This is a genomic window from Kribbella sp. NBC_00482, assembly GCF_036013725.1.
GTDB lineage: Bacteria > Actinomycetota > Actinomycetes > Propionibacteriales > Kribbellaceae > Kribbella.
Genome location: NZ_CP107881.1, coordinates 8951326 through 8978009, shown reverse-complemented (window position 1 = coordinate 8978009; position 26684 = coordinate 8951326). Strand labels below are relative to the sequence as shown.

Below are 26684 nucleotides of genomic sequence, written 5' to 3'. Positions count from 1 at the left end.
CACGAGCATCTCCACCCGGACTTACAGCTCCGGGTGGAGATGCTGTGGCGGTCAGGCGCCGGTCAGCTGGGTGCCGGCCGTGTAGTAGCGGAAGTACGAGTCCTCGGACGGGAAGGTGGTCGGGACCTTGCCGAGGCCCTTGATGACCGTTGCGGCGCCGTTGGCGTGGCTGACGGCGTACAGGTAGCCCGTGCCGGTGTCCTTGTCGATGCCGAGCAGCAGGGTGCCGTAGTTGCCGCACTTCTCGGCGATGAGCGTCTCGAAGCCCTGCCAGGTCGAGGTGCGGATCTTCGTCACCACCGGCTTGCCGGAGCCCGTGGGCACCTGAACGGTGTAGAGCGCGCCACCGTTCGTCGTCGCCAGGAACGTGTCGTACGCACGGCCCTGTCCGATCAGCGTCATCGTCTTCACCGAGCTGAAGCCGCCGAAGGTGGTGTAGTACTTCCAGCCGCTCGGGGTGACCGTCCAGCGAGCGATCAGGCCGTCGGTGAACTGGTTGATCAGCGAGTAGACGTTCGACCGGCTGTAGCCCGCCACGGAGTACCGGCTGAGTTCGACGTACTTGTGCAGCTCGTCCCAGCCGCCACCGACCAAGGTCTGCTTGACAGTGCCCGGTACGACGGAGACTCCGGTGCCATCGGTGATGTAACTGGTGCCGTACATGCGCGGACCGAGAGCTACCAGTCCAGTGCGCTGCTCGCCGGCCGGTACCACCAGCTCAGTGCGCACCGAAGTGGGCAGATGTGCCTGCCCGTCCGGGTAGAGGTTCATCGGGCCCAGACGCCGGACAGTGGCGGAGGGGGTCGCCGTGATGGTCTGCAGCGTGTGGTCGCCACCAGGGGTGATCGAGCCGAGCCGCAGCGAGCAGGCAGCTGCGGAGGCGGCTGGTGCCGCACTGGCAGGTGCAGCCGCGAACCCGGCTGCGAGCAGGACCCCGGCGGCGAGGACTCGCCCGTATTTGATCATCTGAAATCCTTTCGTCAGTGGCCAGATGCGGGCGGACGGCCCATTGTTGCGGGCATCAAAGGGATAACGCCGTACGACGGCGCGCCTGAGACACCACCCGGTTGTCGGAGGTGCGCCGTAGTGTGGGTGATGTGAACCGGCGAATCTTCGGTCTGGAGAACGAGTACGGCGTCACCTGTACGTTCCGCGGGCAGCGGCGACTGACCCCGGACGAGGTGGCGCGGTACCTGTTTCGGCGGGTCGTGTCCTGGGGGCGGAGCAGCAACGTCTTCCTCCGCAACGGGGCGCGGCTCTACCTCGACGTGGGCTCCCACCCGGAGTACGCGACCGGGGAGTGCGATTCGGTCACCGACCTGATCGCACACGACAAGGCCGGCGAGCGGATCCTCGAAGGCCTGCTGGTGGACGCGCAGAAGCGGCTGCACGACGAAGGCATCTTCGGCGACGTCTACCTGTTCAAGAACAACACCGACTCGGCAGGCAACAGCTACGGCTGCCACGAGAACTACCTGGTCAGCCGGCACGGCGACTTCGCGAAGCTGGCCGACGTGCTGATCCCGTTCCTGGTCACCCGGCAGCTGATCTGCGGCGCCGGCAAGGTGCTGCAGACGCCGCGCGGCGCGGTGTATTCCGTGTCGCAGCGCGCCGAGCACATCTGGGAAGGGGTCTCCAGCGCGACCACCCGGTCCCGGCCGATCATCAACACCCGCGACGAGCCGCACGCGGACGCCGAGCGGTTCCGGCGGCTGCACGTGATCGTCGGCGACTCGAACATGTCCGAGACCACGATGCTGCTCAAGGTGGCCAGCACCGACCTGGTGCTGCGGATGATCGAGGCCGGCATCGTGATGCGCGACCTGACCCTGGACAACCCGATCCGGGCGATCCGCGAGATCAGCCACGACATGACCGGACGTCGCGAGGTGCGGCTGGCGAACGGCCGCGAGGCGAGCGCCCTCGACATCCAGGGCGAGTACCTGACCAAGGCGCGCGACTTCGTCGACCGTCGGGAGCTCGGGACGCCGGCCGTCGAGCGCGCGCTGAACCTCTGGGAGCGCTGCCTGAAGGCGATCGAGTCCGGCGACCTGTCCGGGATAGAGCGCGAGATCGACTGGGTGATCAAGTACCGGCTGATCGAGCGGTACCGGTCGCAGAACAACCTCGGTCTGGCCAGCCCACGGGTGGCGCAGCTCGACCTGGCGTACCACGACATCCACCGGCCACGCGGGTTGTACTACCTGCTCGAGCGCCGGGGCGCGGTCACCCGCGTCGTCGACGACCTGCGGGTCTTCGAGGCCAAGTCGGTGCCGCCGCAGACCACGCGGGCGCGGCTGCGCGGGGAGTTCATCAAGCGTGCGCAGGAGCGGCGCCGGGACTTCACCGTCGACTGGGTGCACCTGAAGCTCAACGACCAGGCCCAGCGGACAGTGCTCTGCAAAGACCCCTTCAAGTCCCACGACGAACGCGTCGAAAAACTCATCGCCAGCATGTAGAAGAAAAGAAGGGCTGGGCGGGCGCCCACGACGAACGCGTCGAAAAACTCATCGCCAGCATGTAGTCGTCGACTAAATGAAGTGCCGGGCTGTTGGTCCGGCTCTAGAACAGTCGTATGACGATCGAAGTTCGGCCGCCGGTCAGTCCTGCCGAGACGAAGGAGTACCTGCGGGTCCTGCCGTACGTGAACGGCTTCCCGCAGGAAGAGCCTGAGCCGTCGGCCTGGTACGCCGGTAGCGCGGCCTGGCCACCACAAGTCCAGAAGACACCGGCGGAGCTGGAGCAGTACGCCGAGGAGCTCCTGACGGACTGGTTTCGCCCACAGGCAGCGTTCGTCGACGGCAAGATCGCAGGAGCCTCGGCGACCGTCTCAGTACAGGTCACCGTCCCGGGCGGACAACAGGTAGCCCTTGGCGGCGTGACAGCGACCGCCGTGCTGCCGACGTACCGGCGGCGTGGTCTGCTGCGGAAGATCATGTCGGCGATGCTGGACGACTGCCGCGAGCGCGGTGAGTTCCTGGCCGGGCTGAGCGCCAGCGAGGGCATGATCTACGGGCGGTACGGGTTCTCGCCCGCGACGTTCCAGCACCGGTGGGAGGTAGGGCGTACCGACGTCGCCTTCCGCTCCGAGTTCACGGATCCCGGTGCACTCGACCTGGTCGACGGAGCGGAGGCGGCGAAGGCGTGGCCGGTGCTGCACGAGCAGGTGCGGGCCGAGCGGGTGGGAGAGATCAGCCCGCTGCCGGGGAAGTGGGAGGGGCTCGATGGGCTGCCGGCGGACGGGTCCGGGCCGGCGCATCACCTCCTGCATCGCGACGCGACCGGCACGGTCGACGGCGCCGCGATGTTCCGGTTGCCCTGGTCGCCGGATCCGGAGCGGGCCGGCGTACTGCAGGTGGAGGCGTTCGAGGCGCTGACGTCGGATGCGTACCGTGCGTTGTGGGGACTACTGCTGGACTTCGACCTCACGAAGCACGTCGTGGCCGCGAGGCGACCGGTCGACGAGCCGCTCCGGTGGATGCTGACCAACCAGCGAGCGCTCAAGCTGACCCGGACCCGGGACAACCTCTGGCTGCGCGTTCTCGACGTACGGCGTGCTCTCGAAGCCCGCACCTATGCAGCAAGCGATTCACTCGTGCTGGACGTGTCCGACGACCTGTACGGCGCCGGTCGTTGGCGGCTGGACGCAGCACCGGACGGAGCCGTCTGCACGGCAGTAAACACAGAGCCGGACCTCAGCCTCAGCGTGAACGAGCTGGGCTCGCTGTATCTCGGCGGAGTCCGCGCAAGCGAGCTCTCGTACGCCGGACGCATCGTGGAGCGCACACCCGGCGCGGTGTCGCGCCTGGACGCGCTGCTGCGACCGGATCGCGCGCCGCACAACGCCGTCGGTTTCTGAGCCCTGTGACTGTGCCTGTGACTGTGCGTGGTGTGACGCAACGGTGACGCACGCGCCCGATCACCCAGTTGAGTCCGCAAGCTAGGGTGGTCCGCGTTGTTGACCGGAGGCAATCGGCGCACACCCGCGCCGGGATGGTTCGAGGTGCTGGTTTCGTGCGCAAGTTGTTGAGTTTCGTTGTAGTCGCGGCGCTGGGGGCGTCCCTGGTGGCGTGTGGCGACAACGGGTTCGGGGCCGGCGGTATCAAGGTGACCTCGGACTTCGGGCAGAAGCCGACCATCACCCACAAAGAAGGTGAGCCGGAGAAGCAGCTGGTGACCGAGGTCCTCAAGGAGGGCGACGGTCCCGAGGTGAAGAAGGGCGAGTTGCTCACCGCGAACTACCTCGGCCAGATCTGGCGCGACGGCAAGGTCTTCGACAACTCCTACGACCGCGGCGCGCCGTCGTCGTTCCCGATCGGTGTCGGCAGCGTCATCGGCGGCTGGGACGAGGGTCTGGTCGGCAAGAAGGTCGGCAGCCGCGTGCTGCTCTCGGTCCCGTCCGACAAGGGCTACAAGACCGACGGCAAGGAAGAAGCCGGGATCAAGGGCGACGACACCCTGATCTTCGTCGTCGACCTGGTCGCCGCGGCCGGCAACGACACCCAGCTGAACGCCGACCCGGTCACCCCGTCGACGCCGACCAAGATCCAGGTCTCCGGTCCGCTGAACGCCGCGCCGAAGGTGACGGTCCCGGCCGGCACCAAGCCGCCGGCGAAGCCGGGCAAGCCGGTCGTGTTCGCGCTCGGCAAGGGCAAGCCGATCGAGAAGGGCGACCAGTTGGTCGGCCGGTTCGTCATCTACGACTACACCGGCAAGAAGCAGGCCAGCACCTGGGACGACCAGCCCGCCACCCAGCAGAGCCCGGCGCAGCCGGCCGCGCCGACCGACCAGCTCCCGCCGGTCGGTCCGACCAACGGCCAGGCAGGTCCGCTCGACGGCTTCGCCGGAATCCCGATCGGCAGCCGCGTGCTGGTCGAGCTCCCGGCGTCCAAGGACCAGGCCGGTAAGGCCGTCAACGCGTTCGCCGTGATCGACGTCCTGAACGCCTTCCCGGCCCCGAAGCAGACCGGCCAGTAGTAGCGCACCGCTGACGGACCGGCTTCCCACCTCGGGAGGCCGGTCCTTCGGCGTTTTCAGCGGGTACGCCGGACCGGACGCCCGCTGAACCAACGGTTGGCGTCGGCGTGGAAGCTGAGGACGATCGCTGTGATCACCGCGGTGAGGTGGACGCAGCGGATCGCGCCGAAGGCGATGAAGGACGCGGACCAGTCGAGTGCGCCGAAGTCTCCGTCGCGGACGAACCAGTCGACCGGCCCGACCGCCAGCGAGGCGATGCCGACAGTGCCGAGTAGGCCGGTGAGCAGCCAGCGGGACCAGCGGACACCGGGGCGGAAGTAGCGGTCGATGACGACGAACAGGCCGCCGTACACGATCGCGCGGAACGCGATCTGGACGAGCAGGCCGAGGACGGACGAGCCGTCGGCGATCGCGCCGGCAACTCCGAGCACGGACTCGGCGACACCGGCACCGACGGCGGTGAACCACAGGGTCGTCGCGCCCCGGACCGCCAGCGGCGGCTGGGGGCGGGCGACGTCGTGAATCGTGAGATCGCGGTGCCTGGTGCTGTTCATACCACCACTGTCGCCGCGAAACGCCTCCGGATCAGGAGTGCTGCGACCCCACTCCAGGTGGACCTGGATCCACCGCTCAGCGTTCCAGACCGGGCGTGCGGTCGGTCGGCCGGACCGCCGCGGTCTCCTGTACGGCGGGTGCCGGCGTCGTACCGCCCGCCACGGTCGACTGGGTGCGGCCGACGTGCTCGTAGAACGCTTCCTGGCCCGCGGCGTACGCCATCACGTCGATGTCCTGCGGCAGCCGGAGCGCCTCGTCGAAGACCCGGGCGTGCGCGGTCACCAGCAGAGTGCGGATGGTCGCGTCGCCGCCGCGCACGTACTCCGGGCCCTGGTAGAGGAAGTACTCCGCCTGCACGAACGCCAGCCGGGCGTTCCGGTCCGCGAACAGATCGGTCTCGCCGGCCGCCCGGCGTCCCTCGAGGTCCGCGAGCAGGCCGAACGCTTCGCGCTGCAGCGCGTGCCGGTCCCGCTGCTCCCCGGTCGCCGTCACGTAGAACCCGGTGATCGCCCGTGGGATTCCGCGAGAACTCGCTGCGGTTTCGCCGCGGAGCAGTTGGTTTCCGTTGATGACCTCGCCGCTGGGGACAATGACCTTGTTCTGAAGTACTTCGGCGTTCGGCGCCTCCGCGTCGAAGCGGGCCTGGATGATGCTTCCGAGCAGGGCCGACTGCTTGCTCCCCGGAGTACGGATGCCCCGCACGATCGTTCCCGTCTCGAGGCTGATCACGCCGCCCTCGGAGCGCAGCCCCGGGCCGAAGCTGTCCACCATCGACTCGGACTCGGGGATCGGCATGCGGTAGTGCTCCAGCTCCGCGTCCGGGCTGCGGCCGTCTGCCTGCTGCGCGAGGTGGAACCGCCACTCGGCCAGGTTCCGGTAGAGCTGGACGAAGGCGGCAGATCGCTCGAACGGCGTCGTCGCGGCGTCCAGCCGCTGGTTGAGCCACGCGAGCGACTCGTTGGCGGCCGCGGCCTGGAACTTGGCGAATCCGTTCAGCTGGTCCCACAGGCCCGGGTTGTTGGTCTTCTTGATCAGGTCCGGCGTCGGGAAGCTCGCTGGGGTGATGATCACGGCACATCCACCAGTCCGGCCGCATGCCTCCCCGCGGCGGCAGCAGCCTCGAAGTAGGCGCGGTCCTCGTCCAGGGTGCGGCCCATGGTCGACAGCTTCACGGGGGCCGCTTGCAACGCGTCGTACAGCCCGTCGACCCCCACACGCACCACGCGGTGTCGTGCCTTCAACGGCTCGGCAGCATCCCGTACGGCGTCGCCGAAGTCGCCGGAAAGATCCGGTACGACGACATCGGCCGGCTGGAGCGCCACGCGGCCGTACGCGGTGAGGCTGTGATGCGAGATGCCGCGGTGACGTGGACGCGGGTCCGCCTCCGAGATCCGGAGCGAGGCCACGGCGCGGCCGCCCAGTGTGCCGATCGCGTTGACCGCCTCACCTGACTGCACGCCGGAGAACCCCCAGCGAGTACCTGTGCCCAGGTTGCCCGGGCCCTGAGTGATGACGACCAGCTCGGCCGACAGGACCTGTACGGCGGTCAACAGCCCGGTGTGGACAGTCACCGCCTCGCGGTCGCCGCCGTACGCCTGGCCGACCGTCACGGTGCCACTGAGCCAACCAGCGTCGCGCAGGGTCGCAACACTCCGCGAGAACGCCAGCGGCAGCGCACCGCCGTCCGTCATCACGTAGACGACCCGTGTGGTCGGTCGCGCCTCGTACACGCCTGCCAGCACGGCCGGGAGTGCGGAGTGCAGGTCCGCGACGACTACCGGCGTACCGAAGAGGTCGTCCGCGTCCCGCAGTACGTCGTGGTCGGGGGAGTCCTGCTCGTCCGCACCCAGCACCATGGCCTGCAAGGGCGTGTACCGCGCCTTCACCAGGTGCCCGCGCTCCGGCGGGTCCTCCGGCAACCGGTCCGGTACGGCGACCACCAGCGCGTACCCGCCTGTACCCAGACCCCGGTCCAGCGCGCCCACGTTGAGCAGCACGCGGTCACCGACCACCGGCGTACCGACCAGGTCCGGGTAGGCCAGCGCGCGCACAGGCTGCTCGCCGACCATCACTGTCAGTTCCAGCGCACCGGCCCAACTCCGCCCGACCTGCGCCACCACACCGTCCCGCCACCGAATCACAGCCAGACACTAGGGCATAGCCCCCAACCCCACGCCTACTGCGCGGCACTCGGCGGGCACCTCGCCGAACGGGAGCGAAGGGAACGATGACACCACATCGACCCCTCCGCTCCCGCTCGCCGAGGCACTCCGCCGAGCACCTGCTCGCTACGGCGTGGGGTTGGGGGCTATGCCCTGGCTCGAACCGGTGTTCGAAGTTTCGGTGCGGAAAGGCGGGTTTTGGACGCCTGGAGGCCGTAAGGTGGTCGGGTGTCGGCGCGGAAGAGTGAGCGACTGCTCAACGTGGTCATCTGCCTCCTGGTCGCGCGCACCTATGTGACCAAGGAGCGGATCCGCGAGGTCGTCGAGGGGTACGCGGGCCAGACCGACGACGCCTTCGAGAAGATGTTCGAGCGCGACAAGGACGAGCTGCGCGACCTCGGCATCCCGATCGAGATGGGCACGATCGACAAGTTCTTCTCCGACGACGTCGGCTACCGGATCCGCCGGGACGTCTTCGAGCTGCCCGAGGTACACCTGGAGCCGGACGAGGCCGCCGTGCTCGGTGTCGCCGCACGGGTCTGGCAGCACGCCGGCCTGTCCGAGGCGACCACGTCGGCGGTGCTGAAGCTGAAGGCGGCCGGGATCCAGACCGACCAGTCGGCGCTCAGCGCGATCGAGCCGCACGTCGGGGCCTCGGAGCCGGCCTTCGACCCGCTGTGGGCCGCTGTCGTGGCGCGGCAGGCGGTGCGGTTCCAGCACCTGCGCAGTGGCGCGTCCGAGCCGATGCGGCGGACGCTCGAGCCATGGGGGATCGTCTCCTGGCACGGCCGCTGGTACGTCGTCGGGCGGGACCGCGATCGCGAGGCGACCCGGATGTTCCGGATGTCCCGGATCGGCGGCGATGTGAAGACGGTGGGGGAGCCGGCCGCGTTCACTGTGCCGGAAGGTACGGACCTGCGGTCGCTGGTGACCGAGCTGGCCCCGCCGCGGCCGACCTCGGAAGCGAAGGTGCGGGCGCGGACCGGGTCGTGTGTGAGCCTGCGGCGCCGCGCGAACGCCATCGAGCCGTACGAGGAGGGCTGGGATCTGCTGCACGTCCCGTACGCCGACTCCTCGGTGCTCGCCGAGGAGATCGCGTCGTACGGTCCTGACGCGGTGGTCGAGGGACCCGGCGACGTGCTGGACGGTGTGCTGTGGCGGCTGCGGACGGTGGCCGGCGCATGAGTAATGCACGTGACCAGGTGCAGCGGTTGCTGGCCTTGGTGCCGTACCTGCGGGAGAACGACGGTGCTCGCGTCGACGACGTCGCCAAGGAGTTCGGCGTACGGCCGAAGCAGATCATCGCTGACCTGAAGGTGCTGTGGTTCTGCGGTCTGCCGGGTGCGCAGATGGGCGATCTGATCGAGATCGACATCGAGGCGGCCGAGGGCGACGGGGTCATCCACATCAACAACGCGGACTACCTCGCGCGACCGCTGCGGCTGGCCGCGGCCGAGGCGCTGGCGCTGCTGACCGCGCTGCGGACGCTGCGTGAGGTGACGGGCGGTCCGGACCGGGACGCCGTCGACCGCGCGATCGCCAAGCTGGAGCGGGCCGCCGGCGAGGCCGCGGCGGCGAGTGAGGGTGCGGCCGCGCACGTTCACGTCGAGCCGGCCGCGCCGGAGATCGCCGAGATCGTCAACCGCGGGCTGGCCACGAAGCGGCGCTTGCACCTGACGTACGACGTACCGTCGCGCGACGAGACGACCGAGCGCGACGTGGACCCGATGCGGCTCGTCGTGTCGGAGGGCCGCACGTACCTGGAAGCCTGGTGCCGCCTGGCCGAGGACGTCCGGCTCTTCCGCCTGGACCGCATCGCCGCGGTCAAGCTCCTCGACCTGCCGAGCGAGCCGCCGCCGGAGGCGACACCGCGGGACCTGTCCAACGGCATGTTCCAGCCGTCGGAGCGCGACCTGCTGGCGACCCTTAGACTCGCTCCGCCGGCCCGTTGGGTCGCCGAGTACTACCCCAACGAGTCCGTCGAAGAGGGCCCCGAGAACTCCCTCATCGTCAAACTCCGCGTCGCCGACACCGCCTGGCTCCAGCGCCTGGTCCTCCGCCTCGGCGGAGCCGCCACAGTCCTGGACCCGCCGGACCTCACCACCCAGATCGCCGCCACGGCCCGCGACGCCCTGTCTGCGTACGACGTCTAACTCTTGCTGAGCTGCTTCTCGAGTGGGGAGCGGAACCGGGGCGTGACACGGACGCCTGCCAGCCAGGTGGTCCAGCGCGCGGCTTCGGACTCGACCAGAGCCGTGGTGTCCGCGCCGACATCCTCTAGCAGTTGGTAGCGGACCTCGCCGGACTCGGGCTGGCCCCAGGCACCGATGATCCGGCCGTCGGACCAGATGCTGGGGCCGATGTTGCCGGTGTTGTCGAACAGCTTCGACTTGTGCGGACCCAGGAACCACTCGCGTTCCTTCCAGCCCATGGGCGTCGGGTCGAGACCGGGCAGGAACGCCACCCACGGGTCGACAGGGATCTCCGGCGCCTCGTCGCCCGGGAGCACGTACCCGACCTGACCGTCCAGCTCGACCTCGACCGCCTCGACAGCCGTCAGCGCCTTCCGCGTCTGGCCCAGCGTCCACCCGGCCCACCACTGCAGATCAGCCGTCGTACCTGGCCCGAACGACGCCAGCCACGCCCGCGCAAGCGTCACCCGCGCCTCCTCCGCAGCCGGCTTGTCGCCGAGCCCACCGGGCAGCCAGTCCACAGCAGGCGACCACTGGTGCTGGCCGCTCAACCACGTCCCCAACGGGCGCCCCCGCACGATCCGTCCCTCAGCTGCCAGCTGGAACAACACCCGGCTGGTGACGTACGGCTGCGCGGCGTACGTCTTCCCGACCGCCATGCTGAGCCGCGTCCGCAACCGCGGCTCGTCCGCAGACAGCTCCTGCGCTGTCGCGGACCCCCGCAGCGCCAGCGCGGTCGCCGTCGACTCCTCGACCGCCGCCAGCCACTGCCCGCAGGACTCGGCCCCGTCCGCGATCCCGGACTCGGCCAGATGCTTGACGAGCAACTTCCGCTGCTTCACGGCGATGTCGTCCGTGCACGCCCCTTGCACCACAGGCGCGAACGGCGTCGGTACGACGAACACCGTGCGCCGCATGCCCAGCATCCGGATCAGCGAACGATCGTCGTACAGTGCACGCTCCGTGCTCGCGACGTCACTCCCCGGCACCCGGGCGGCGACGCTCAGATGCACCGTGGCCGGATCGGTCGCGTGCAGAGCCACCATCGACGCGGCCGCCTCGACCGGATCGGCCGCCTCGCAGCCCGCTCCGAGCCGATGCCGCCGCCCGAGCCGCGTCCGCCGCTCCTCGACCCCGATCCGCACCATCCACGACCCCTAGCCTCGCCCCGAACCACCGTGAAACCACTGTGCACCCCACTGTGCACCCACTGTGAACCACTCTGAACCCGCAGTGAACCAGCTACTTGAGCTCCGCCGTACCACCCTGCGGGACACTCGGTTTTACCATCACGTTCCGACACCGTTGTCCACCGAGACCCACCGCGGGACGTGGGCGCCGGGCCGGAACCGGCTAGGCTCCTGGGTATGTTCTGGTTCCTGCTCTTCCTCGCGGTGGTGGCGGTGTGGCTCCTGGTCCTCGCCCTGCTCGCGCTGAAGATGTGGGGCAAGGTCAAGGCACTGACGCGTGAGTTGGTCGCCGCCCAGTCCAAGCTGGATGCCGCGCAGTCCGAGGCCGGGTCTGGACAGACCCGTGAGGACGCGCACGCTCCGGCGTAGTATTCGGCCACGAACTCAGGCTCGAGTCCCGAGCTGAAGGTGAAAGGGAGAGATCGACATGGCAGCACCGCTCATCGGTATGCCCCAAGGCGCCGAGTGGCTCGTCATCCTCGCGATCGTCGTGCTGCTGTTCGGATCGGCCAAGCTGCCGGCGCTGGTGAAGCAGCTCGGCAAGTCGAAGAAGATCTGGGAGGAAGAGGTCGGCCCCAAGAAGAAGGACGGGGAACTGACCGAGGAAGCCTCGCAGCCTCCGGCGCAGCAGGCCGTGCAGCAGACGCAGGCCCAGCCGGCTCAGCAGCCGAACCAGGTGAACGGCCAGGCGCCGGGCGACGGCCTGCCGCCGACGCACACGGCCAACTGAACCGAACGCCCTCCTTGTGTCGATGGTGAAGTTCGGGCGGCGGAAAGAGAACAAGGACAGCCACCCGAAGGACCCAGAGGGTCGGATGACCCTGCGCGAGCACATTGTCGAGCTCCGGAACCGGCTGCTCATCAGTGTGCTCGCGATCGTGGTCGGAACGGTCGTCGGCTGGATCTTCTACAACCAGGCCTTCGAGTTCCTGACCAAGCCGTTCGTGACCAGCGTGGCCGAGATGGCCAAGGACGCGGGCCAGGCCAAGACGCCGCAGCTGACCTTCCCGGGCGTCGGCAACGCGCTGACGTTCCGGATCAAGATCTCGGCGCTGATGGGTCTGGTGCTGGCCGCGCCGGTCTGGCTGTACCAGTTGTGGGCGTTCGTCGCGCCCGGACTGCACCGCAGCGAGCGCAAGTGGGCCTACATCTTCTCGGCGCTGGCGACCCCGCTGTTCGCCGCCGGCATCGCGGTCTCGTACTGGACGCTGCCGAAGGGTATCGAGATTCTGCTGGGCTTCACCCCGCTCGACATCCAGAACCTGGTCGAGCTGCCCGACTACCTGGACTTCGTGCTCCGCACGATGCTGGTCTTCGGTGTCGCGTTCCTGATCCCGCTGGTGGTCGTGCTGCTGAACATGGTCGGCGTGGTGCCGGCCGCCGCGCTCGGTAAGTTCCGGCCGTACATCATCCTGGTGATCTTCGTGTTCGCCGCGGTCGCGACGCCGTCCGGCGACCCGTTCACGATGTGTCTGCTGGCGATCCCGATGTGCCTGCTGTTCTTCGTCGCCGAGATCATCGCGCGGTTCAACGATCGGCGTAAAGCCCGCCGTGCCGAAGAACTCCTGGCCGACTGATGAGTCGGAGAATCGCGCTGGTGGTCAACCCCACCAGCGGTCGAGGGCGTGGTGCGCGGATCGCGCCGGCGGTTCGTGAGCGGCTCGCGGCCGCCGGTCTGACGGTCGACGTCCACACCACCACGTGTGCGGAGGACGTCGGGAGGATCGCCGCCGAGGTGGTTGCCTCCGGGGCGGACGCGGTCGCGCTGATCGGCGGCGACGGCACGATCCACCTCGGCGCCCAGGTGCTGGCGAACACCGGGATGCCGTTCGGCGTGATCCCGGCCGGTACCGGTAACGACTTCGCCCGCGGTCTCGGCGTACCGCTGAAGGATCCGGCCGCGGCGGCCGATCTCGTGGTGGCCGGCCGGACCCGGACGATCGACCTCGCGGTCGCCAAGGACGAGTTCATCACCACGGTCGTGGCGGGCGGATTCGACTCGCTCGTCAACAAGCGCGCCAACGCGATGAGCTGGCCGAAGGGCAACGCGCGCTACACGGTCGCGACGTTCATCGAGCTGCGCACCTTCAAGCCCCTCGAGTACGTCGTGACCGTCGACGACGAGGTGATCGAGACCAAGGCGATGCTGGTCGCGGTCGGCACCGGACCGACGTACGGCGGAGGCCTGCAGATCTGCGCCGGCGCCGAGCTCGACGACGGTCAGCTGGACGTCACGATCATCCAGCCGGTGTCCCGGCTGACGCTGCTGCAGATGTTCCCGAAGCTGTCCAAGGGCACCCATGTCGGCCATCCGGCGGTGCGGACGCTGCGGGGCACCTCGGTCCGGATCGAGTCGCCGGGCATCACGGCGTACGGCGACGGCGAGGTGCTCGGCCCGCTGCCGGTCGACATCGGTATCGCACCGGGCGCCCTGACCGTCTTCGCCTGAGACGAAAACATTAACGTCCGAGGTATTCTCCTTTCCGTCCTCCGTCTGATAGGAAAGCTTCCTAACAGTTCATTCCTCGGACGCCCCTCGGAGGACCACATGGAGTACCGCCCCTCGCGCCGGACCACGCTGCTGCTCGGCCTGTCGCTCGCCGCCGTGCCGGCCACCGGGCTCGCCGTCTCCCGCTACGCGCCGCACGCCGACGCCGCGGTGCAGGCGACCGGCCTCGACGACCCCGCGAAGAAGGAGATCGCGATGCAGATCGTGTGCAGCGCGGAGAACTCGTCGCTGGACTGGAAGTCGCAGTACAAGTACATCGAGGACATCGACGACGGCCGCGGGTACACCGCGGGCATCATCGGGTTCTGCTCCGGGACCCACGACATGCTCGAGTTGGTCGAGCTGTACGCCGACCGGAAGCCGGGCAACGTGCTGCAGAAGTACCTGCCGGCGCTGCGTGACGTGGACGGCAGCGACTCGCACGACGGCCTGGACCCGAACTACACCAAGGACTGGAAGACCGCGGCCAAGGACTCGGTGTTCCAGCAGTGCCAGAACGATGAGCGCGACCGGGTGTACTTCAACCCGGCGGTGAGCCGTGGCAAGTCCGACGGGCTGCGAACCCTCGGGCAGTTCTGCTACTACGACGCGATCGTCATGCACGGTGACGGTGACGACGCGACCAGCTTCGGCGGCATCCGCAAGCGGGCGCTCGCCAAGGCGAAGCCGCCGGCGCAGGGCGGTAACGAGACGACCTACCTGAACGCGTTCCTGGACGCGCGGGTCTGGGCGATGAAGCAGGAGGAGGCGCACAGCGACACCAGCCGGGTCGACACCGCGCAGCGGGTCTTCCTCCGCAACGGCAACTTCAACCTGAACACCCCGCTGGACTGGAAGGTGTACGGCGACCCGTACCACATCGGCTAGTCACCCTCCCGAAGCGCGCAGCCGGGCCCTCCTCGGACCACCAGGGACGAGAGCCCGGCTGCGTCACGTCGGGCTCTCCGATCGATCCGTGCGGGGATCGAGTTCTGCGCGTTGGCGGAGCATCGAGAGGCTGGTGGCGAGCTGATCGAGGACCGGTGCCGGGAGGACGGAGCCGAGCCAGGTCTGCAGTTCGGCCTCGACGGTCGGGGTCGCGGCGGCCAGGATCTCGGCGCCTGCTGGGGTCAGTTCGACCAGCGACGAGCGGCGGTCGGACGGATTCGCCGTACGTCGGACGCGCCCGGCGGCCTCGAGCCGGTCGACGGCCTTGCTGGTGGCGCCGACCGTGATCGCCATCTCCCGCGCGAGGTCGTACACCCGCGTCGTCCTGTGTCCCGCGATGAACCGCAGGAACTCGAACTGACCGAGCGGGAGCGCGTGCTCGGCCTTCAGCCGGGCGTCGAGCACGTTGTAGAGCCGCGTTTCCAGCCGGACCAGGTCCGTGAACAATGCTGTGAGATCAGTCACGGAATTAGATTCCTCGGAATGTAGTTGCAGAGAACTATATTCCCAGGAATCTATCACCAGGAGACGGCGATGAGCGCTGAAGAACGTGAAGCGGCACGCAGCATGATGGACAAGGGCGAGCTGGGTCAGACGCCGGAGCAGCAGCGGGCCGGGTTCGACGAACTGTTCGCGAGTCGCCCGCTCGGTGACGACGTCACGCTCGTCGAGCGCACGCTGGGCGGCGTACCGGCGCTCGATGTGCGCGTCGCGGGTGCCGATCAGGACGGGGTGATCCTCTACCTGCATGGTGGCGGCTACATCATCGGTTCGGCCCGGACCGGCGCGAACCTCGCCGCGCCGCTGTCCCGTCGTACGGGCGTTCCGGCGGTCTCGCTCGAGTACCGCCTGGCGCCAGAGCACCCGTTCCCGGCGGGGATCCACGATGCGTTGGCGGCGTACCGGGAGCTGGCCGGTCAGAACGTTGTGATTGCTGGCGACTCGGCTGGTGGTGGGCTCGCGTTGGCGGTGCTGCTCGCGGCTCGCGCGGAGGGGTTGCCGCAGCCTGCCGGGGCGGTGCTGTTCTCGCCGTGGACCGATGTGGCGCTGACCGGGCCGAGCATCGACTCGCGGGGTGACTACGACCCGCTCTTCAGCCGCGCCCACATGGCTGAGTCCGCTGAGCTCTACCTGGGCGGCGCAGACCCGCACAACGAGCTGGCCAGCCCGGTGTTCGCGGATCTGAAGGGCCTGGCGCCGCTGCTCGTGCAGGTCGGTTCGGCGGAGGTCCTGCTCGACGACTCCCTCCGCCTCGTCGCGCGGGCCGCGGAGCAGGAGGTGGACGTCAGCCTCGACGTGGTCGCCGGTGCGCCGCATGTGTACCAGTACTTCGCCGGCCTGATGCCGGAGGCCGACGAGGCGCTCGACCACGCCGCCACCTTCATCAAGAACCGGCTCCGCGACAAATCTGTGGGTGGCGTCGCATAGATTGGTCGCATGAGCACTCCGTCCGAGAAGTACGCCACATTCCGCTCGGACCAGGAGCATCCCGCGGTGAAGGAGTTCCGGGCGCTCTACGACTTCGAGCTGGACGAGTTCCAGCTGCGCGCCTGTGCCGCCCTCGAGGACGGCCACCAGGTGCTGGTCGCGGCGCCCACCGGGTCCGGCAAGACGCTGGTCGGCGAGTTCGCCGTCCACCTGGCCCTGGAGCGCGGCCAGAAGTGCTTCTACACCACCCCGATCAAGGCTCTGAGCAACCAGAAGTACGGCGATCTGGTGAGCAGGTACGGCGCGGACAAGGTCGGCCTGCTCACCGGTGACAACTCGGTCAACTCCGAGGCCCCCATCGTCGTCATGACGACCGAGGTCCTCCGGAACATGCTGTACGCCGGATCGCAGACCCTGCTCGGCCTTTCGTACGTCGTGATGGACGAGGTGCACTACCTGGCCGACCGCTCCCGCGGCGCGGTCTGGGAAGAGGTGCTGATCCACCTGGCGGACTCGGTGTCGGTGGTCTCGCTGTCGGCGACCGTGAGCAACGCGGAGGAGTTCGGCGACTGGCTGGAGACCGTCCGCGGCAACACCGTCGTCGTGCTGGAGGAGAAGCGGCCGGTGCCGCTGTTCCAGCACGTCATGGTGGGGAAGCGGCTGCACGACCTGTTCGCCGGTGAAGCGCCGACCGCGAGGGTCGGCGCTCCCGCGAAGGCGTCGAAGTCCGGCAACCCGGCGAAGGAGGTCAAGGCCGATCTCAGGGATCTGGTGAACCCGCAGCTGGTCCGGATCGCGCGGGACGACAACCGGATCTTCCGCGACGACTCGCGCAAACCACGCCGGCGTCGCGACCTGCCGAAGGGGCGGCCGGCCCGGACCCACTTCACGCCGTACCGCTCGGACGTCGTAGAAGAGCTGGATGCCGGCGCACTGCTGCCGGCGATCTTCTTCATCTTCTCCCGCAAGGGCTGTGAGGACTCTGTCGTGCAGTGCCTGCGGTCCGGTCTGCGGCTGACCAAGCCGGCGGAGCGCGACGAGATCAAACGGGTGGTCGCCGAGCGTACTGCGGACCTCCCGGACGAGGACCTCGGCGTCCTCGGGTACCACGACTTCGCCGAGGCGCTCAGCCGCGGCATCGCCGCGCACCACGCGGGCATGCTGGCGGCGTTCAAGGAGGTCGTCGAGGAGCTGTTCGCGCGCGGCCTGATCAAGGTCGTGTTCGCCACCGAGACGCTTGCCCTGGGCATCAACATGCCGGCGCGCACCGTCGTCCTGGAGAAGCTGTCGAAGTGGAACGGCGAGGCGCACGTCGACATCACGCCGGGGGAGTACACGCAGCTCACCGGTCGCGCCGGGCGGCGCGGGATCGACGTCGAGGGGCACGCGGTCGTGCTCTGGCAGCCCGGGTTCGACCCGCGGGAGGTCGCCGGCCTGGCGAGCACCCGTACGTATCCGCTGCGGTCGTCGTTCTCCCCGTCGTACAACATGGCGGTCAACCTGGTGCGTCAGGTCGGGCGGACGCGGGCGCGGGACATGCTCGAGTTGTCGTTCGCGCAGTTCCAGTCCGACCAGGCCGTGGTCGGATTGGCGCGGCAGGTGCAGCGCAACACCGAGGCGCTGGAGGGGTACAAGGAGTCGATCGAGTGTCACCTCGGCGACTTCCTGGAGTACGCCGCATTGCGCCGACGGATCGGTGATCGCGAGGCGTCGGGCTCGAAGCGGCGCAAGCTCGACAGCCGGGTCGAGGCGCAGGAGTCGATCGAGAAGCTCAAGACCGGGGACATCATCCGGATCCCGGCCGGCCGGAGCGCCGGCTGGGCGCTGGTGCTCGACCCTGGCTTCCGTTCCGAGCGGGAAGGGCCGCGGCCGACCGTGCTGACGCTGGATCGGCAGGTGCGGAAGCTGTCGATGGTCGACTTCCCGAGGCCGGTCGAGGCGATCGGCACGCTGCGGATCCCGCGGAAGTTCAACCCGCGCAACCCGCAGCAGCGGCGCGAGCTGGCCCAGGTACTGCGGACGCGGACCGACCTCCTCGGTGAGGACGGGCCGCCGTCGCGGTCCCGCGGCAAGGATGTTGTGAGCCACGCGGACGACCCGGAGCTGCAGGAGATGCGGGCGCAGCTGCGTGCGCACCCGTGCCACGGCTGCTCGGACCGCGAGGATCACGCCCGCTGGGCCGAGCGCTACTTCCGGCTCGACCGGGAGAACCGCGACGTGCAGCGGAAGATCGAGCAGCGGACGAACACGATCGCCCGCCAGTTCGACCGGGTCTGCCAGGTGCTGGACGCGTTGCACTACCTCGACGGCGACAAGACGACCGAGGCCGGCGACCGGCTGGCGCGGATCTACACGGAGCTCGACCTGGTCGCGGCTGAGTGCCTGCGGCAAGGAGTTTTCGACGATCTCACCGTGCCGGAGCTGGCCGCGTGTCTGGCTGCGCTAGTCTACGAGTCGCGGTCGAAGGACGAGCCGACCTCACCGCGGTTGCCGCGCGGCGACGTACAGGTGGCCGTGGAGCGGATGGGGTCGATCTGGCGCGACCTGTCGGCGCTGGAACGCGACATGCGGGTCGACTTCCTGCGGTCGATGGACCTGAACTTCTGCTGGCCCGCCTTCCGCTGGGCGTCGGGCGCATCCCTCGCGGAGGTCCTGTACGAGTCCGACCTGGCAGCAGGCGACTTCGTCCGCTGGGTCAAGCAACTCATCGACCTGACCGAACAGATCGCCGACGCCGCCGGCGCCACCCCACTCCGCAAAACAGCCCGCTCCGTCGTAGACCAAATCCGCCGCGGAGTCATCTCCTACGCCTCCGTGGTCGAGTAGACCTCTTGGGTGGAAGAATTCCTTCGGTGCAGTATGTGTTGTAAACCCCTGCCTTGAAGGAGAAGACGTTCGTGGAGTTGTCGCGCCGGAATCTCGGGAAGTTGGCTGTCGCGACTGGTGCCACCGCTGCGGTGGGTACCGGTGCCGGCTATCTGATCGGGCGGCCTGCTGATGCTGCTGCGACCTGGAAGACGACCGGGACCGCGGTGCCGGCGTTGGCCGGGTTCGACAATCAGATGAAGGCGTTCATGCAGGCGCGCGGCGTCACGGCCGGGCAGGTTGCCGTGACGTACAAGGGTCGCCTGGTGCTTGCCCGCGGCTACAGTACGTCGACCGCGCTCGCTGTGCAGCCGACGTCGTTGTTCCGGATCGCGAGCCTGTCCAAGTCGTTCACCGCGGCCGCGATCGTGAAGCTCGTGCAGGACGGCAAGCTCAGCCTGTCGACCCCGGTCGCGAACATCCTCGACATCACGCCGGCGAGCGGGCTGACCCGCGACTCGCGCTGGTCGACGATCACGTTGTGGAAGCTGCTGCAGCACCTCGGCGGGTGGGACCGGGACGTGTCCGGTGACCCGAACTTCAAGGACGCGATCATCTCGCGCACCCTCGGCGTACCGCTGGAGCTGCAGCACGCGGACGTGATCAAGTACATGGCCGGGCAGAAGCTCGACGTCAACCCTGGGACGAAGTACGCGTACTCGAACTTCGGGTACCTGCTGGCCGGCCGGGTGATCGAGAAGGTCAGCGGCCTGAGCTACGAGAACTACGTGAAGCAGAAGCTCCTGGCGCCGTTGAAGATCAAGCGGATGGCGCTCGGCTACACGATCGCGAAGCACAGCGGCGAGACGTCGTACGACTCGCAGTACACCGGACCGACCGTGCTCGACATGACGGGCAAGACCGTGGCCGCGCCGTACGGCTCGTTCAGCATGCGGATCCAGGACGCGAACGGCGGCTGGATCGCGAGCGCGCCGGACCTGGTGCGCTGGGCGAAGATGTTCGACGCGTCGTCGAGCGTCCTGAACAGCACGTCACTCGGTCACGTGTGGGCGAAGCCGTCCACCGGTGTGAACGCCGACGGTTGGTACTACGGTCTCGGCTGGCAGATCCGCCCGGTCACCGGCGGCACCGGTCGCAACACGTGGCACACCGGCAGCATGCCCGGCACGTACACGCTGCTCGTCCGCACCTCCGGCGGGCTCAGCTGGGCCGCCCTCGTCAACCGCCGCGACGACACCAGCGGCAAGTCGTACGGCGACATCGACGCAGCCATGTGGACCGCCGCCAACGGCGTCAAGTCCTGGCCCACCCACGACCTCTTCCCCCAGTACTTCAGCTGACCCTCTCGACCGCAGTGCCACAGGCACCCGTGGCACTCGAGTCGTGGATCTCGGCGCGCAGCACAGCCGGGGTTATCCCCTCGTGTGCAGGGTTCTCCCTTCGTGTATCAGTGGAGAACCCCCAACGCGAGGGGATAACCGGCTGTCCTGACATATCCGTGGGTCAGGTTCGGCCGGGTAGTGCTGGTCGGTAGCCGCCGAGGGTGAGCATGGCCAGGGCGATGAGGGCGTCGGGGGATTTGAAGCCGAAGGCGATGCGGGTGATGAGGCGGATCTTGGTGTTGACTGCTTCGATCCGGGCGTTGGACAGGCCGTGCTCGAGGCTGGCGTGGATGGCGGGGAGGTGGCGTTTGATTCGGCGGCCGAGTTCGACGAACACGCCGATGCGGGATCGTTGGGCCCAGGCCAGCCAGGCGGTGAGGGCGTGCTGGCCTTCGATGCCGCCGAGATTGAACACGTGCCGTAGGCCTTCTTTGAGTAGGTAGGCGCGGTGCAGACGAGGGCTGCAGGTGGCGATCCAGGCGAGCTGGGCGGTTTGGTTGCTGGTGAGGTCGTTGGGGTTCTTCCACAATGCCCAGCGGGACCGGGCGATGGTTTGGGCGTCCCCGCGGGAGGCGTGGTAGCGGCCCCCGGCCCGGTCGCCGATCTGGTGGGTGCCGCCGGCGGCGCGGCGGGCGATCGTCCAGGTCTCACGCCGTACTTCGTCCAGGCATTTGGTGGCCCAGGACACGACGTGGAACGGGTCCGCGCAGATCACTGCTTGCGGGGCACGTGCCCGCACCACGTTGGTGATCCAGGTCGCGCCGTCGGCCGACACATGCGTCAACGCGGCGGCGCGATCGGGTCCCAGGGCGTCGAAGAACCTGCCCACGGTGGCGGCGTCGCGGCCCGGCTGCGCCCACACCAGCCGCCCGGAATCGTGGTCGACCACGACGGTCAGGTACTTCTGGCCCTTGCGGTAGCTGACCTCGTCGATCCCGACCCGGGCCAGCCCGTCGAGCCGGTCAGTCACCGCGTCGACGTCGGCACACACCCGGTCCACGATCGCCCCGACCGTGCGCCACGCGATCCGCATCAACTCCGTCACCGCGGTCTTGGAACACACCACCGCCAGCCACGCCACCTGGTCATCAAACGCGCGAGTATGACCGGCTCCATGCCGCGCCCACGGCACCCACGCCACCACCACCCCATGCACCCGGCACCGCACCCGCGGCGCCTCGGCCTCCAGCACCGTGCGCACCGTGCCCAGATCCAGACCCCGCCACCACCTGCGGCCCTCACCCCGGTCAAACCACGGCGACCGCGCCCCACACCGCCCACACCGCCGGCACGCCCCCTTCACCGGCCGAACCGACACCACCACAACCTGCTCAGCCTCAACGAACTCGACGTCCTCAACCACCGTCTGATCAACCCCCAGCAACCCACGCCATAAGCTGACGTTCCGCACGCCGTTCTCCCGTCCACGGTTCCTGTTCCTCGACAGCTCAGAAACCTAGACAGAGAACGGCGTGCGCCAACACAGCCACGCAGACCCACCCACGGATCAGTCACAAGAGCCGGATAACCCGTCGTCTGCACGACGGCGCGGGCGACGTCCGGGGCGGCGGGGAGTGGGGACATGCGGCGGGGAGTGGGGACAGGCAATAGCAGGTGCCGACTCACGATTACCTGTCGCACGAGCCCGGGTCGGGCTGGTCGCCACCCACTCATCGGACCGTCTCGCTTGGGTTCCGTGGAGCGTTAGAACATCAGTGCGCGGAAGTGGGGGGTGCTGATCTGGGTTTCGCCGGCCATGTCGGTGAGTACGTCGCGCAGGGTGTCGACTGCTTCGTCGCCGAGGCGTTTGCGGAGCCGGCGCTCGTAGGTCTGGTGGAACTTCCGGGCGGCGGCGAGGGCTCCCTTGCCGCGCTCGGTGAGGTGGAGCAGGCGGGCGCGTGCGTCGGTCGGGTCGGGGCGGCGTTCGACGTACCCGCGGCGCTCCATGTCGTCGACGATCTGGCTGGCGCCCTGTTTGGTGATGTGGAGCCGCTCGGCGAGGCCGGTGATCGTGGTCGGGCCGTCGTTCAAGGTCCTGAAGACGAAGCCGTCCGACCGGCCCTGGTCGTCGTACCCCTGGGCGGCCACCTGCTCGCGGAGCTCGCGGACGAACTCCTGCTCCGCGAGTAGCAGGAGGATCCCGATATCAGGCTTGCCCGAACGCGTCATACGGGTCATGATAGTCAAGCTGACTTGGTCAAGTCAGCTTGACTAAATGGATGGGGAACGCAATGCATGTCATCCCTGCGGCCGAGGCGCCGCGGTTCCAGTTGCCGGGCGTCGAGTTCACGGTGTTCGCGTCGCCGAGCCTCGGGTCGGCCGGGCTGTGCGCGTGGCGGCTCACCGTCGACGTGGGGCACGGCGGCGACGCGCCGCACACGCTCGACCGCGACGAGATCTTCACCGTGCTGAGCGGATCGGTGCAGCTCGGCCCGGACGCCGACAAGCTCGGTCCTGGCGACTCCGTCGTGGTCCCTGCGGGTGAGCCGATCTCGCTGACCAACCTCGGCGAGGACAAGGCGGAGCTGATCGTCGCCATCACGGCAGGTTTCACCGGCTACATGGCCGACGGCACCACGGTCCAGCCGCCCTGGTCCAAGTAGCAGTCAGCAGCGCCGGATCGGTGCGGTGTACGTCGTCTTGCTCGCTGTGGCGACGTAGTAGTCAGTGACCCAACTCCCGTCACTCAGCCGGTCCCAGACTGCTGTGGTGCCGACCCTCGTGCCAGGCGCCTGGCAGGTGACCCACGCCAGCGAGCCGATCGGCAGAGTGCTCGGGTACGTCGAGTAGGCCGTACCCGGGCCGTGCCGCCGGGACAGGCTGTTGATCGTGGTCTGGAACGGGAAGCTGCACCCGGGCAACGGCGCGCTGTACCCGGGCTTGTTCGGGGTCCGCACGTAGTAGTCGGTCACGTAGGTGCCGTCGATGAGCTTGTCCCACACCGTGGTGGTGCCGACCTTCGGTCCGAAGGTCTGGCAGACGATGCGGAGCGAGGTGTTCGCCGCGATGGTCGAGCGGACCGGGTAGGCGGTCGACGGACCGCTGTACGAGTGGACCGTCGTACGGACGGTGTACCTGTAGGCAACGCTCGCCACCGGTGCGTCGAAGCGGTCACTGTCGATGTTGAGCGTTACGCCGCCGTGGGTCTCGTTGTGGTCGCCCTGGTACTGCTTGCCACGCTGCCCGACCGCCCAGAACGTGTTGGGGATACCAGCCCACCCGGTGAGCAGACTGCTGTTGTCCCAGCGTGCGATCCACAGTGCGTCCGGCCGGGCGTACGACGGGGAGTTGTACGCCGCAGCGAGGTCAGGCGCCCCTGAGCTCAGGTTGGCGTACACGCCGGACAGGTAACGCTGCAGGTGCAGTTGCTTCGTCCAGGCGGACAGGTAGTGCAGTACGGCGGAACGGCAGACGGCGTTGGTGTTGTCGTAGTTCTCCATGTCGTTGTAGAGCGCACTGCCCGGCAGGAGGCCCAGTGCCTTGGCCTTCGCGACCGCGTCGTCCGCGTCCCGGACCGCCTCGCGGTTGGACGCGGTCGTCGACATCTTGTACGTCCGGGTGCCGCAGGGTGCTTGAAGTCCTAGATAGATCGGGACGAGCCGCCATCCCATCGCGGTGACGGACGCGACCCACGCGGGGGTCAGTTGTGGCTGGGCACACGACCGGTTGACGCCACCGAAGTAGATCCCGATCGCCTTGTACGGCGAGGCCTTCCACGCGGTCATCTGAGCAAGCGTCGGTGCCGTACACGTGTCGAACGCAAGCCCGGTGAACCGAGTCGCCGTCGTACCGGCGTTGTAGGTGATCGGCGTCGTCGGCTCGGCAACCGCGGGCGCGGTAGGGCCGATCAGTGACACCCCGAGAGCTGCAACGAGAACCTTGACCTTGAACATGGCGGCCACCCCCAGTCTCAGTAGACGCTCAGGAAACCGCCGGCGCCAGCCCTCGAAAGATGATCGCCAGGCTACGGCCGCGCAGGTCCGTCGACCAGGCTCGCTGCTGCGCCGCCTGTGCCGCCGCGGTCAGCAGCGCCAGTACCTCGTCGACCTGTACCTCGGATCGCACGGCGCCGGCGTCCTGCGCCTGATCGAGCAGGCGCTGGAGCTCGCCGGTGAGGCTGCCGAGCGCATCGCCGACATCGAGGTCGTGGGCCAGCGCAGCCACGACGGTCCGGGTCCGGACCGATTCGTCGACGACCGCTGTCATGAAGTCGAACAGCGTCGACCCGGCGGCGAGTGCGACCAGCTGCTGCAGGGACTCCTTCATGATCGCGACGATGAGCGCGTCCTTGGTCGGGAAATGCCGGAAGACCGTCCCGACCGCGACGCCCGCACGCACGGCGACCTGTTCGGTAGTTGCCTTGGGCCCGTGTTCCGCGAACGCCTCGGTCGCCGCGGTGAGGATCGCGGCGCGGTTCCGCCGGGCGTCGGCGCGGGGAGTCATACGGCCTCCGGGGTGGAAAACTGAGTGGCCACTCACTATAGTCACCTGAAAGATGAGTGGTGACTCAGGTTATGGAGGATCGGGATGCCGGATCTGCACGCTGTGATCGATCGGATGGGTTCGGGCTGGCTGGGTGATGTGGCCGCGATGGACGATCTGCTGGCGGACCAGGTGGTGATGGAGGTGCCGTTCGCGCCGGGCGGGCCGCGGAAGTGGGTCGGCCGGGACGAATGGCTGGCCTTCGCGGTGCCGGCGCGGGCGGGGTTCCCGATGCGATTCGACCGGTTCACGAAGCTGGCGGTGCATGAGACGGCAGATCCCGAGGTGGCCGTGGTCGAGTACGAGTTGGCGGGGGAGATCGTCACCACCGGGGAGCGTGGGTCCGCTCGGTTCATCGGCGTACTGCGGGTGCGGGACGGGCGGATCGCGGGGTGGCGCGAGTACCAGGACACGTACGCGATCCAGCACGCGCTAGGTTGAGCTCAACGCCGATTCTGGGAGGACGGATGCCTGAGATCGTGGAGGTTGGGGAGCGGCCGTACGTCGCTTTGCGGGGCAAGGTCGCGATGGACGGGATCGGGGCGTTCGCGGACCGGATGGGCGAGGTGGTCGACTGGCTCGCCGCCAAGGAGATCGCTCCGAACGACGCGCCGTTCTTCAAGTACGACGTGGTCGACATGGAGGCGGGGCTGGTGCTCGAGATCGGGTTCCCGGTCGACGACCTGCGCTCCGGCGAGGGCGAGATCGTCACCGGCGTACTGCCGGCCGGACGCTACGCAACCGCCACGTACCACGGTCACCCCGACGGTCTGGTGGATGCCACTCGCGATCTGCTCGCCTGGGCCGAGGAGCAGGGCCTCGAATGGGACGCCGACGGCGCCCACTGGACCGCCCGCCTGGAGATCTACCGCTCCGACCCGCGCGAGTTCCCCGACATGAACGACTGGGACACAGACCTCCAGTTCAAGCTGAAGGACTGAGTGCCGACCGTCCTAGCAGGCGTGGCCCGGCTTGAGCCTGAGCGGATTCGTCACGTCGCCTCGCCGCTGATCGAGCTTGGTTGTGCACTCCATGTGCTGGCCGAGCCTGCCCACCACGACCGGGTGGACTGGGCTGCGTCGCTCTCGCTGTCCGCTGAGCTCCGCGAAGAGCTGGTGCAGTGGAGCTGGACTGTGCGCGCCGTACGTGCCCGCTTCTTCGCCACCAGCGCCGCCACCGGCCTGCCCACCTGGTCCGACGAGCTCTCCGCCCTCCGTGGACGCCCGCCCGAGGAGGTGGCTGCGGAGCTGGTCCGGCCGTTGCACGGTCGCCCTCTGAGCAGCCGCTCCATCGACACGGACGCCGTACAGCACTGGGCTCGCAGCCGCGGCCGCTCGGTCGCCGCACTGGTCGAGGCTCTTCTGACCTCACCTGAGGAGCCGGTACGCCGTTTCCTCGACGTACTGGATGCCTGCTGGCACGAGTGGTTCGGGGCGCTCTGGGAGGAGTCCCGGGACTCGCTGGCTGCCCGTGGACGGCAAGACCGCGACCTGGCCGTCCGGGACGGTGTCGGGACCATGCTGTGCTCGCTGGACAGTGCGGTCGACCTGCGAGACGCAGACAGCGTCGTCGTTCAGAAAGTGCAGAGCAAGCGCATCGACATCAGCGCCCGCTCGCTGTTGCTTGTCCCGAGCAACTACATCGCACCGCACCTGTTCGTGGGTGAGGTCCCCGGTGAGCCCGTCACGATCATCTACCCGGCCACGGGCCGCGCGGCCGCCGTACCGACCGCGCAGCAGATCCGTGCCCGGCTGGATGCGCTGGCGTCCCCCGACCGCCTGCAGGTCTGCCGCGCCGTGGCCAGTGAGCCCCGCACCGCCGGTGAGATCGCTGCCCTCTGGGGCCTCCACCCGACACAGGTCACCCGCCACCTCCGAGCGCTCACCCGAGCCGGCCTGGTCACCGCGGAACGCCAGGGCCGCTTCGTCGCCTACCGCCTGAACAACAACGCCCTCACCACCCTCGGCACCGACCTGCTGACCTTGATCATGCGCTGATGGACTGACGGAAGTCTGCAGTCCACCAGCGACGCCGGGGAACCGCTTGTTGGATGG

Annotated in this window: 27 protein-coding genes; 17 read left to right on the top strand and 10 right to left on the bottom strand. The window is 68.5% G+C overall.

Annotated elements, in window-relative coordinates; genetic code table 11:
- Positions 1 to 51: 51 nt before the first annotated feature.
- Positions 52 to 966 carry a hypothetical protein gene (locus OHB24_RS43070; RefSeq protein ID WP_327636769.1) on the bottom strand — a complete coding sequence of 305 codons (915 nt, stop codon included), beginning with the start codon at positions 964 to 966 and terminating at the stop codon, positions 52 to 54.
- A 131-nt stretch (positions 967 to 1097) separates the two neighbouring features.
- Between OHB24_RS43070 and pafA the strand changes: the two genes are divergently transcribed.
- From pafA to OHB24_RS43055, 3 genes are all read left to right on the top strand, one after another.
- Complete coding sequence (pafA, locus tag OHB24_RS43065) at positions 1098 to 2459, top strand: Pup--protein ligase (RefSeq protein ID WP_327636768.1); 1362 nt, start codon at positions 1098 to 1100, stop codon at positions 2457 to 2459.
- A gap of 116 nt (positions 2460 to 2575) precedes the next feature.
- Positions 2576 to 3859 (top strand): GNAT family N-acetyltransferase, encoded by a 1284-nt coding sequence (locus OHB24_RS43060; protein ID WP_327636767.1) that lies wholly within the window; start codon positions 2576 to 2578, stop codon positions 3857 to 3859.
- Positions 3860 to 4014: 155 nt separating this feature from the next.
- Positions 4015 to 4977 carry an FKBP-type peptidyl-prolyl cis-trans isomerase gene (locus OHB24_RS43055; protein ID WP_327636766.1) on the top strand — a complete coding sequence of 321 codons (963 nt, stop codon included), beginning with the start codon at positions 4015 to 4017 and terminating at the stop codon, positions 4975 to 4977.
- A 56-nt stretch (positions 4978 to 5033) separates the two neighbouring features.
- Here the strand turns inward: OHB24_RS43055 and OHB24_RS43050 are convergent, their stop codons facing one another.
- From OHB24_RS43050 to OHB24_RS43040, 3 genes are all read right to left on the bottom strand, one after another.
- Positions 5034 to 5531, bottom strand: coding sequence for a hypothetical protein (locus OHB24_RS43050; RefSeq protein ID WP_327636765.1), 498 nt, complete (start codon positions 5529 to 5531; stop codon positions 5034 to 5036).
- A 76-nt stretch (positions 5532 to 5607) separates the two neighbouring features.
- The gene (locus tag OHB24_RS43045) at positions 5608 to 6603 is read right to left on the bottom strand and encodes a hypothetical protein (RefSeq protein WP_327636764.1); all 996 of its coding nucleotides are present in this window, start codon (positions 6601 to 6603) and stop codon (positions 5608 to 5610) included.
- Positions 6600 to 7673 carry a DUF3866 family protein gene (locus OHB24_RS43040; RefSeq protein ID WP_327636763.1) on the bottom strand — a complete coding sequence of 358 codons (1074 nt, stop codon included), beginning with the start codon at positions 7671 to 7673 and terminating at the stop codon, positions 6600 to 6602. The genes OHB24_RS43045 and OHB24_RS43040 overlap by 4 nt, the downstream gene beginning before the upstream one ends.
- A gap of 249 nt (positions 7674 to 7922) precedes the next feature.
- Here OHB24_RS43040 and OHB24_RS43035 point away from each other — a divergent pair, with 249 nt between their 5' ends.
- Both OHB24_RS43035 and OHB24_RS43030 read left to right on the top strand, forming a co-directional pair.
- Positions 7923 to 8879 carry a helix-turn-helix transcriptional regulator gene (locus tag OHB24_RS43035; RefSeq protein ID WP_327636762.1) on the top strand — a complete coding sequence of 319 codons (957 nt, stop codon included), beginning with the start codon at positions 7923 to 7925 and terminating at the stop codon, positions 8877 to 8879.
- Positions 8876 to 9847, top strand: a complete 972-nt coding sequence (locus OHB24_RS43030; RefSeq protein WP_327636761.1) for a helix-turn-helix transcriptional regulator — start codon at positions 8876 to 8878, stop codon at positions 9845 to 9847. Before OHB24_RS43035 ends, OHB24_RS43030 begins: the two co-directional genes overlap by 4 nt.
- On the opposite strand, the gene OHB24_RS43025 is transcribed toward OHB24_RS43030, so the two are convergent.
- Positions 9844 to 11034: a winged helix DNA-binding domain-containing protein gene (locus tag OHB24_RS43025; RefSeq protein WP_327636760.1), complete on the bottom strand. Its 1191-nt coding sequence runs from the start codon at positions 11032 to 11034 to the stop codon at positions 9844 to 9846. The two genes, OHB24_RS43030 and OHB24_RS43025, sit on opposite strands and share 4 nt — an antisense overlap.
- 219 nt (positions 11035 to 11253) lie before the next feature.
- Here OHB24_RS43025 and OHB24_RS43020 point away from each other — a divergent pair, with 219 nt between their 5' ends.
- The 5 genes from OHB24_RS43020 (at position 11254) to OHB24_RS43000 (ending at position 14452) form a co-directional block, all read left to right on the top strand.
- On the top strand, positions 11254 to 11445 hold the full coding sequence (locus OHB24_RS43020; RefSeq protein ID WP_327636759.1) for a hypothetical protein: 192 nt from the start codon (positions 11254 to 11256) through the stop codon (positions 11443 to 11445).
- Positions 11446 to 11503: 58 nt separating this feature from the next.
- A complete protein-coding gene (locus OHB24_RS43015) occupies positions 11504 to 11806 on the top strand; it encodes a twin-arginine translocase TatA/TatE family subunit (RefSeq protein ID WP_327636758.1) in 303 nt (100 codons plus the stop codon).
- Positions 11807 to 11828: 22 nt separating this feature from the next.
- Positions 11829 to 12653 carry a twin-arginine translocase subunit TatC gene (tatC, locus tag OHB24_RS43010; protein ID WP_327636757.1) on the top strand — a complete coding sequence of 275 codons (825 nt, stop codon included), beginning with the start codon at positions 11829 to 11831 and terminating at the stop codon, positions 12651 to 12653.
- A complete protein-coding gene (locus OHB24_RS43005) occupies positions 12653 to 13525 on the top strand; it encodes a diacylglycerol/lipid kinase family protein (protein ID WP_327636756.1) in 873 nt (290 codons plus the stop codon). The genes tatC and OHB24_RS43005 overlap by 1 nt, the downstream gene beginning before the upstream one ends.
- A gap of 99 nt (positions 13526 to 13624) precedes the next feature.
- The gene (locus OHB24_RS43000) at positions 13625 to 14452 is read left to right on the top strand and encodes a chitosanase (protein ID WP_327636755.1); all 828 of its coding nucleotides are present in this window, start codon (positions 13625 to 13627) and stop codon (positions 14450 to 14452) included.
- A 63-nt stretch (positions 14453 to 14515) separates the two neighbouring features.
- On the opposite strand, the gene OHB24_RS42995 is transcribed toward OHB24_RS43000, so the two are convergent.
- The gene (locus tag OHB24_RS42995) at positions 14516 to 14977 is read right to left on the bottom strand and encodes a MarR family winged helix-turn-helix transcriptional regulator (RefSeq protein ID WP_327636754.1); all 462 of its coding nucleotides are present in this window, start codon (positions 14975 to 14977) and stop codon (positions 14516 to 14518) included.
- A gap of 69 nt (positions 14978 to 15046) precedes the next feature.
- Here OHB24_RS42995 and OHB24_RS42990 point away from each other — a divergent pair, with 69 nt between their 5' ends.
- Genes OHB24_RS42990 through OHB24_RS42980 form a run of 3 tightly spaced genes read left to right on the top strand, consistent with a single transcriptional unit; the run spans position 15047 to position 20106 of the window.
- Positions 15047 to 15940 carry an alpha/beta hydrolase gene (locus OHB24_RS42990; RefSeq protein ID WP_327636753.1) on the top strand — a complete coding sequence of 298 codons (894 nt, stop codon included), beginning with the start codon at positions 15047 to 15049 and terminating at the stop codon, positions 15938 to 15940.
- A gap of 9 nt (positions 15941 to 15949) precedes the next feature.
- Entirely contained in the window at positions 15950 to 18766 is a 2817-nt protein-coding gene (locus OHB24_RS42985; protein WP_327636752.1) for a DEAD/DEAH box helicase, read from the top strand.
- Positions 18767 to 18819: 53 nt separating this feature from the next.
- Entirely contained in the window at positions 18820 to 20106 is a 1287-nt protein-coding gene (locus OHB24_RS42980; protein ID WP_327636751.1) for a serine hydrolase domain-containing protein, read from the top strand.
- Positions 20107 to 20269: 163 nt separating this feature from the next.
- Here OHB24_RS42980 and OHB24_RS42975 read toward each other — a convergent pair whose 3' ends face one another.
- Both OHB24_RS42975 and OHB24_RS42970 read right to left on the bottom strand, forming a co-directional pair.
- Positions 20270 to 21559, bottom strand: a complete 1290-nt coding sequence (locus OHB24_RS42975; protein WP_327636750.1) for an ISL3 family transposase — start codon at positions 21557 to 21559, stop codon at positions 20270 to 20272.
- Between the two features lie 293 nt (positions 21560 to 21852).
- Positions 21853 to 22317 (bottom strand): MarR family winged helix-turn-helix transcriptional regulator, encoded by a 465-nt coding sequence (locus OHB24_RS42970; RefSeq protein WP_327636749.1) that lies wholly within the window; start codon positions 22315 to 22317, stop codon positions 21853 to 21855.
- Positions 22318 to 22379: 62 nt separating this feature from the next.
- On the opposite strand from OHB24_RS42970, the gene OHB24_RS42965 reads away from it, so the two are divergent.
- Positions 22380 to 22751: a cupin domain-containing protein gene (locus OHB24_RS42965; RefSeq protein WP_327636748.1), complete on the top strand. Its 372-nt coding sequence runs from the start codon at positions 22380 to 22382 to the stop codon at positions 22749 to 22751.
- A gap of 3 nt (positions 22752 to 22754) precedes the next feature.
- Here the strand turns inward: OHB24_RS42965 and OHB24_RS42960 are convergent, their stop codons facing one another.
- Both OHB24_RS42960 and OHB24_RS42955 read right to left on the bottom strand, forming a co-directional pair.
- Entirely contained in the window at positions 22755 to 24041 is a 1287-nt protein-coding gene (locus tag OHB24_RS42960) for a glycoside hydrolase domain-containing protein (protein WP_327636747.1), read from the bottom strand.
- Between the two features lie 28 nt (positions 24042 to 24069).
- Positions 24070 to 24591, bottom strand: a complete 522-nt coding sequence (locus OHB24_RS42955; RefSeq protein WP_327636746.1) for a TetR/AcrR family transcriptional regulator — start codon at positions 24589 to 24591, stop codon at positions 24070 to 24072.
- Positions 24592 to 24675: 84 nt separating this feature from the next.
- Between OHB24_RS42955 and OHB24_RS42950 the strand changes: the two genes are divergently transcribed.
- Genes OHB24_RS42950 through OHB24_RS42940 form a run of 3 tightly spaced genes read left to right on the top strand, consistent with a single transcriptional unit; the run spans position 24676 to position 26627 of the window.
- Positions 24676 to 25071 (top strand): nuclear transport factor 2 family protein, encoded by a 396-nt coding sequence (locus OHB24_RS42950; RefSeq protein WP_327636745.1) that lies wholly within the window; start codon positions 24676 to 24678, stop codon positions 25069 to 25071.
- 26 nt (positions 25072 to 25097) lie between these two features.
- Positions 25098 to 25571 (top strand): GyrI-like domain-containing protein, encoded by a 474-nt coding sequence (locus OHB24_RS42945; protein WP_327636744.1) that lies wholly within the window; start codon positions 25098 to 25100, stop codon positions 25569 to 25571.
- Between the two features lie 21 nt (positions 25572 to 25592).
- Positions 25593 to 26627: an ArsR/SmtB family transcription factor gene (locus tag OHB24_RS42940; RefSeq protein WP_327636743.1), complete on the top strand. Its 1035-nt coding sequence runs from the start codon at positions 25593 to 25595 to the stop codon at positions 26625 to 26627.
- Positions 26628 to 26684 lie beyond the last annotated feature (57 nt).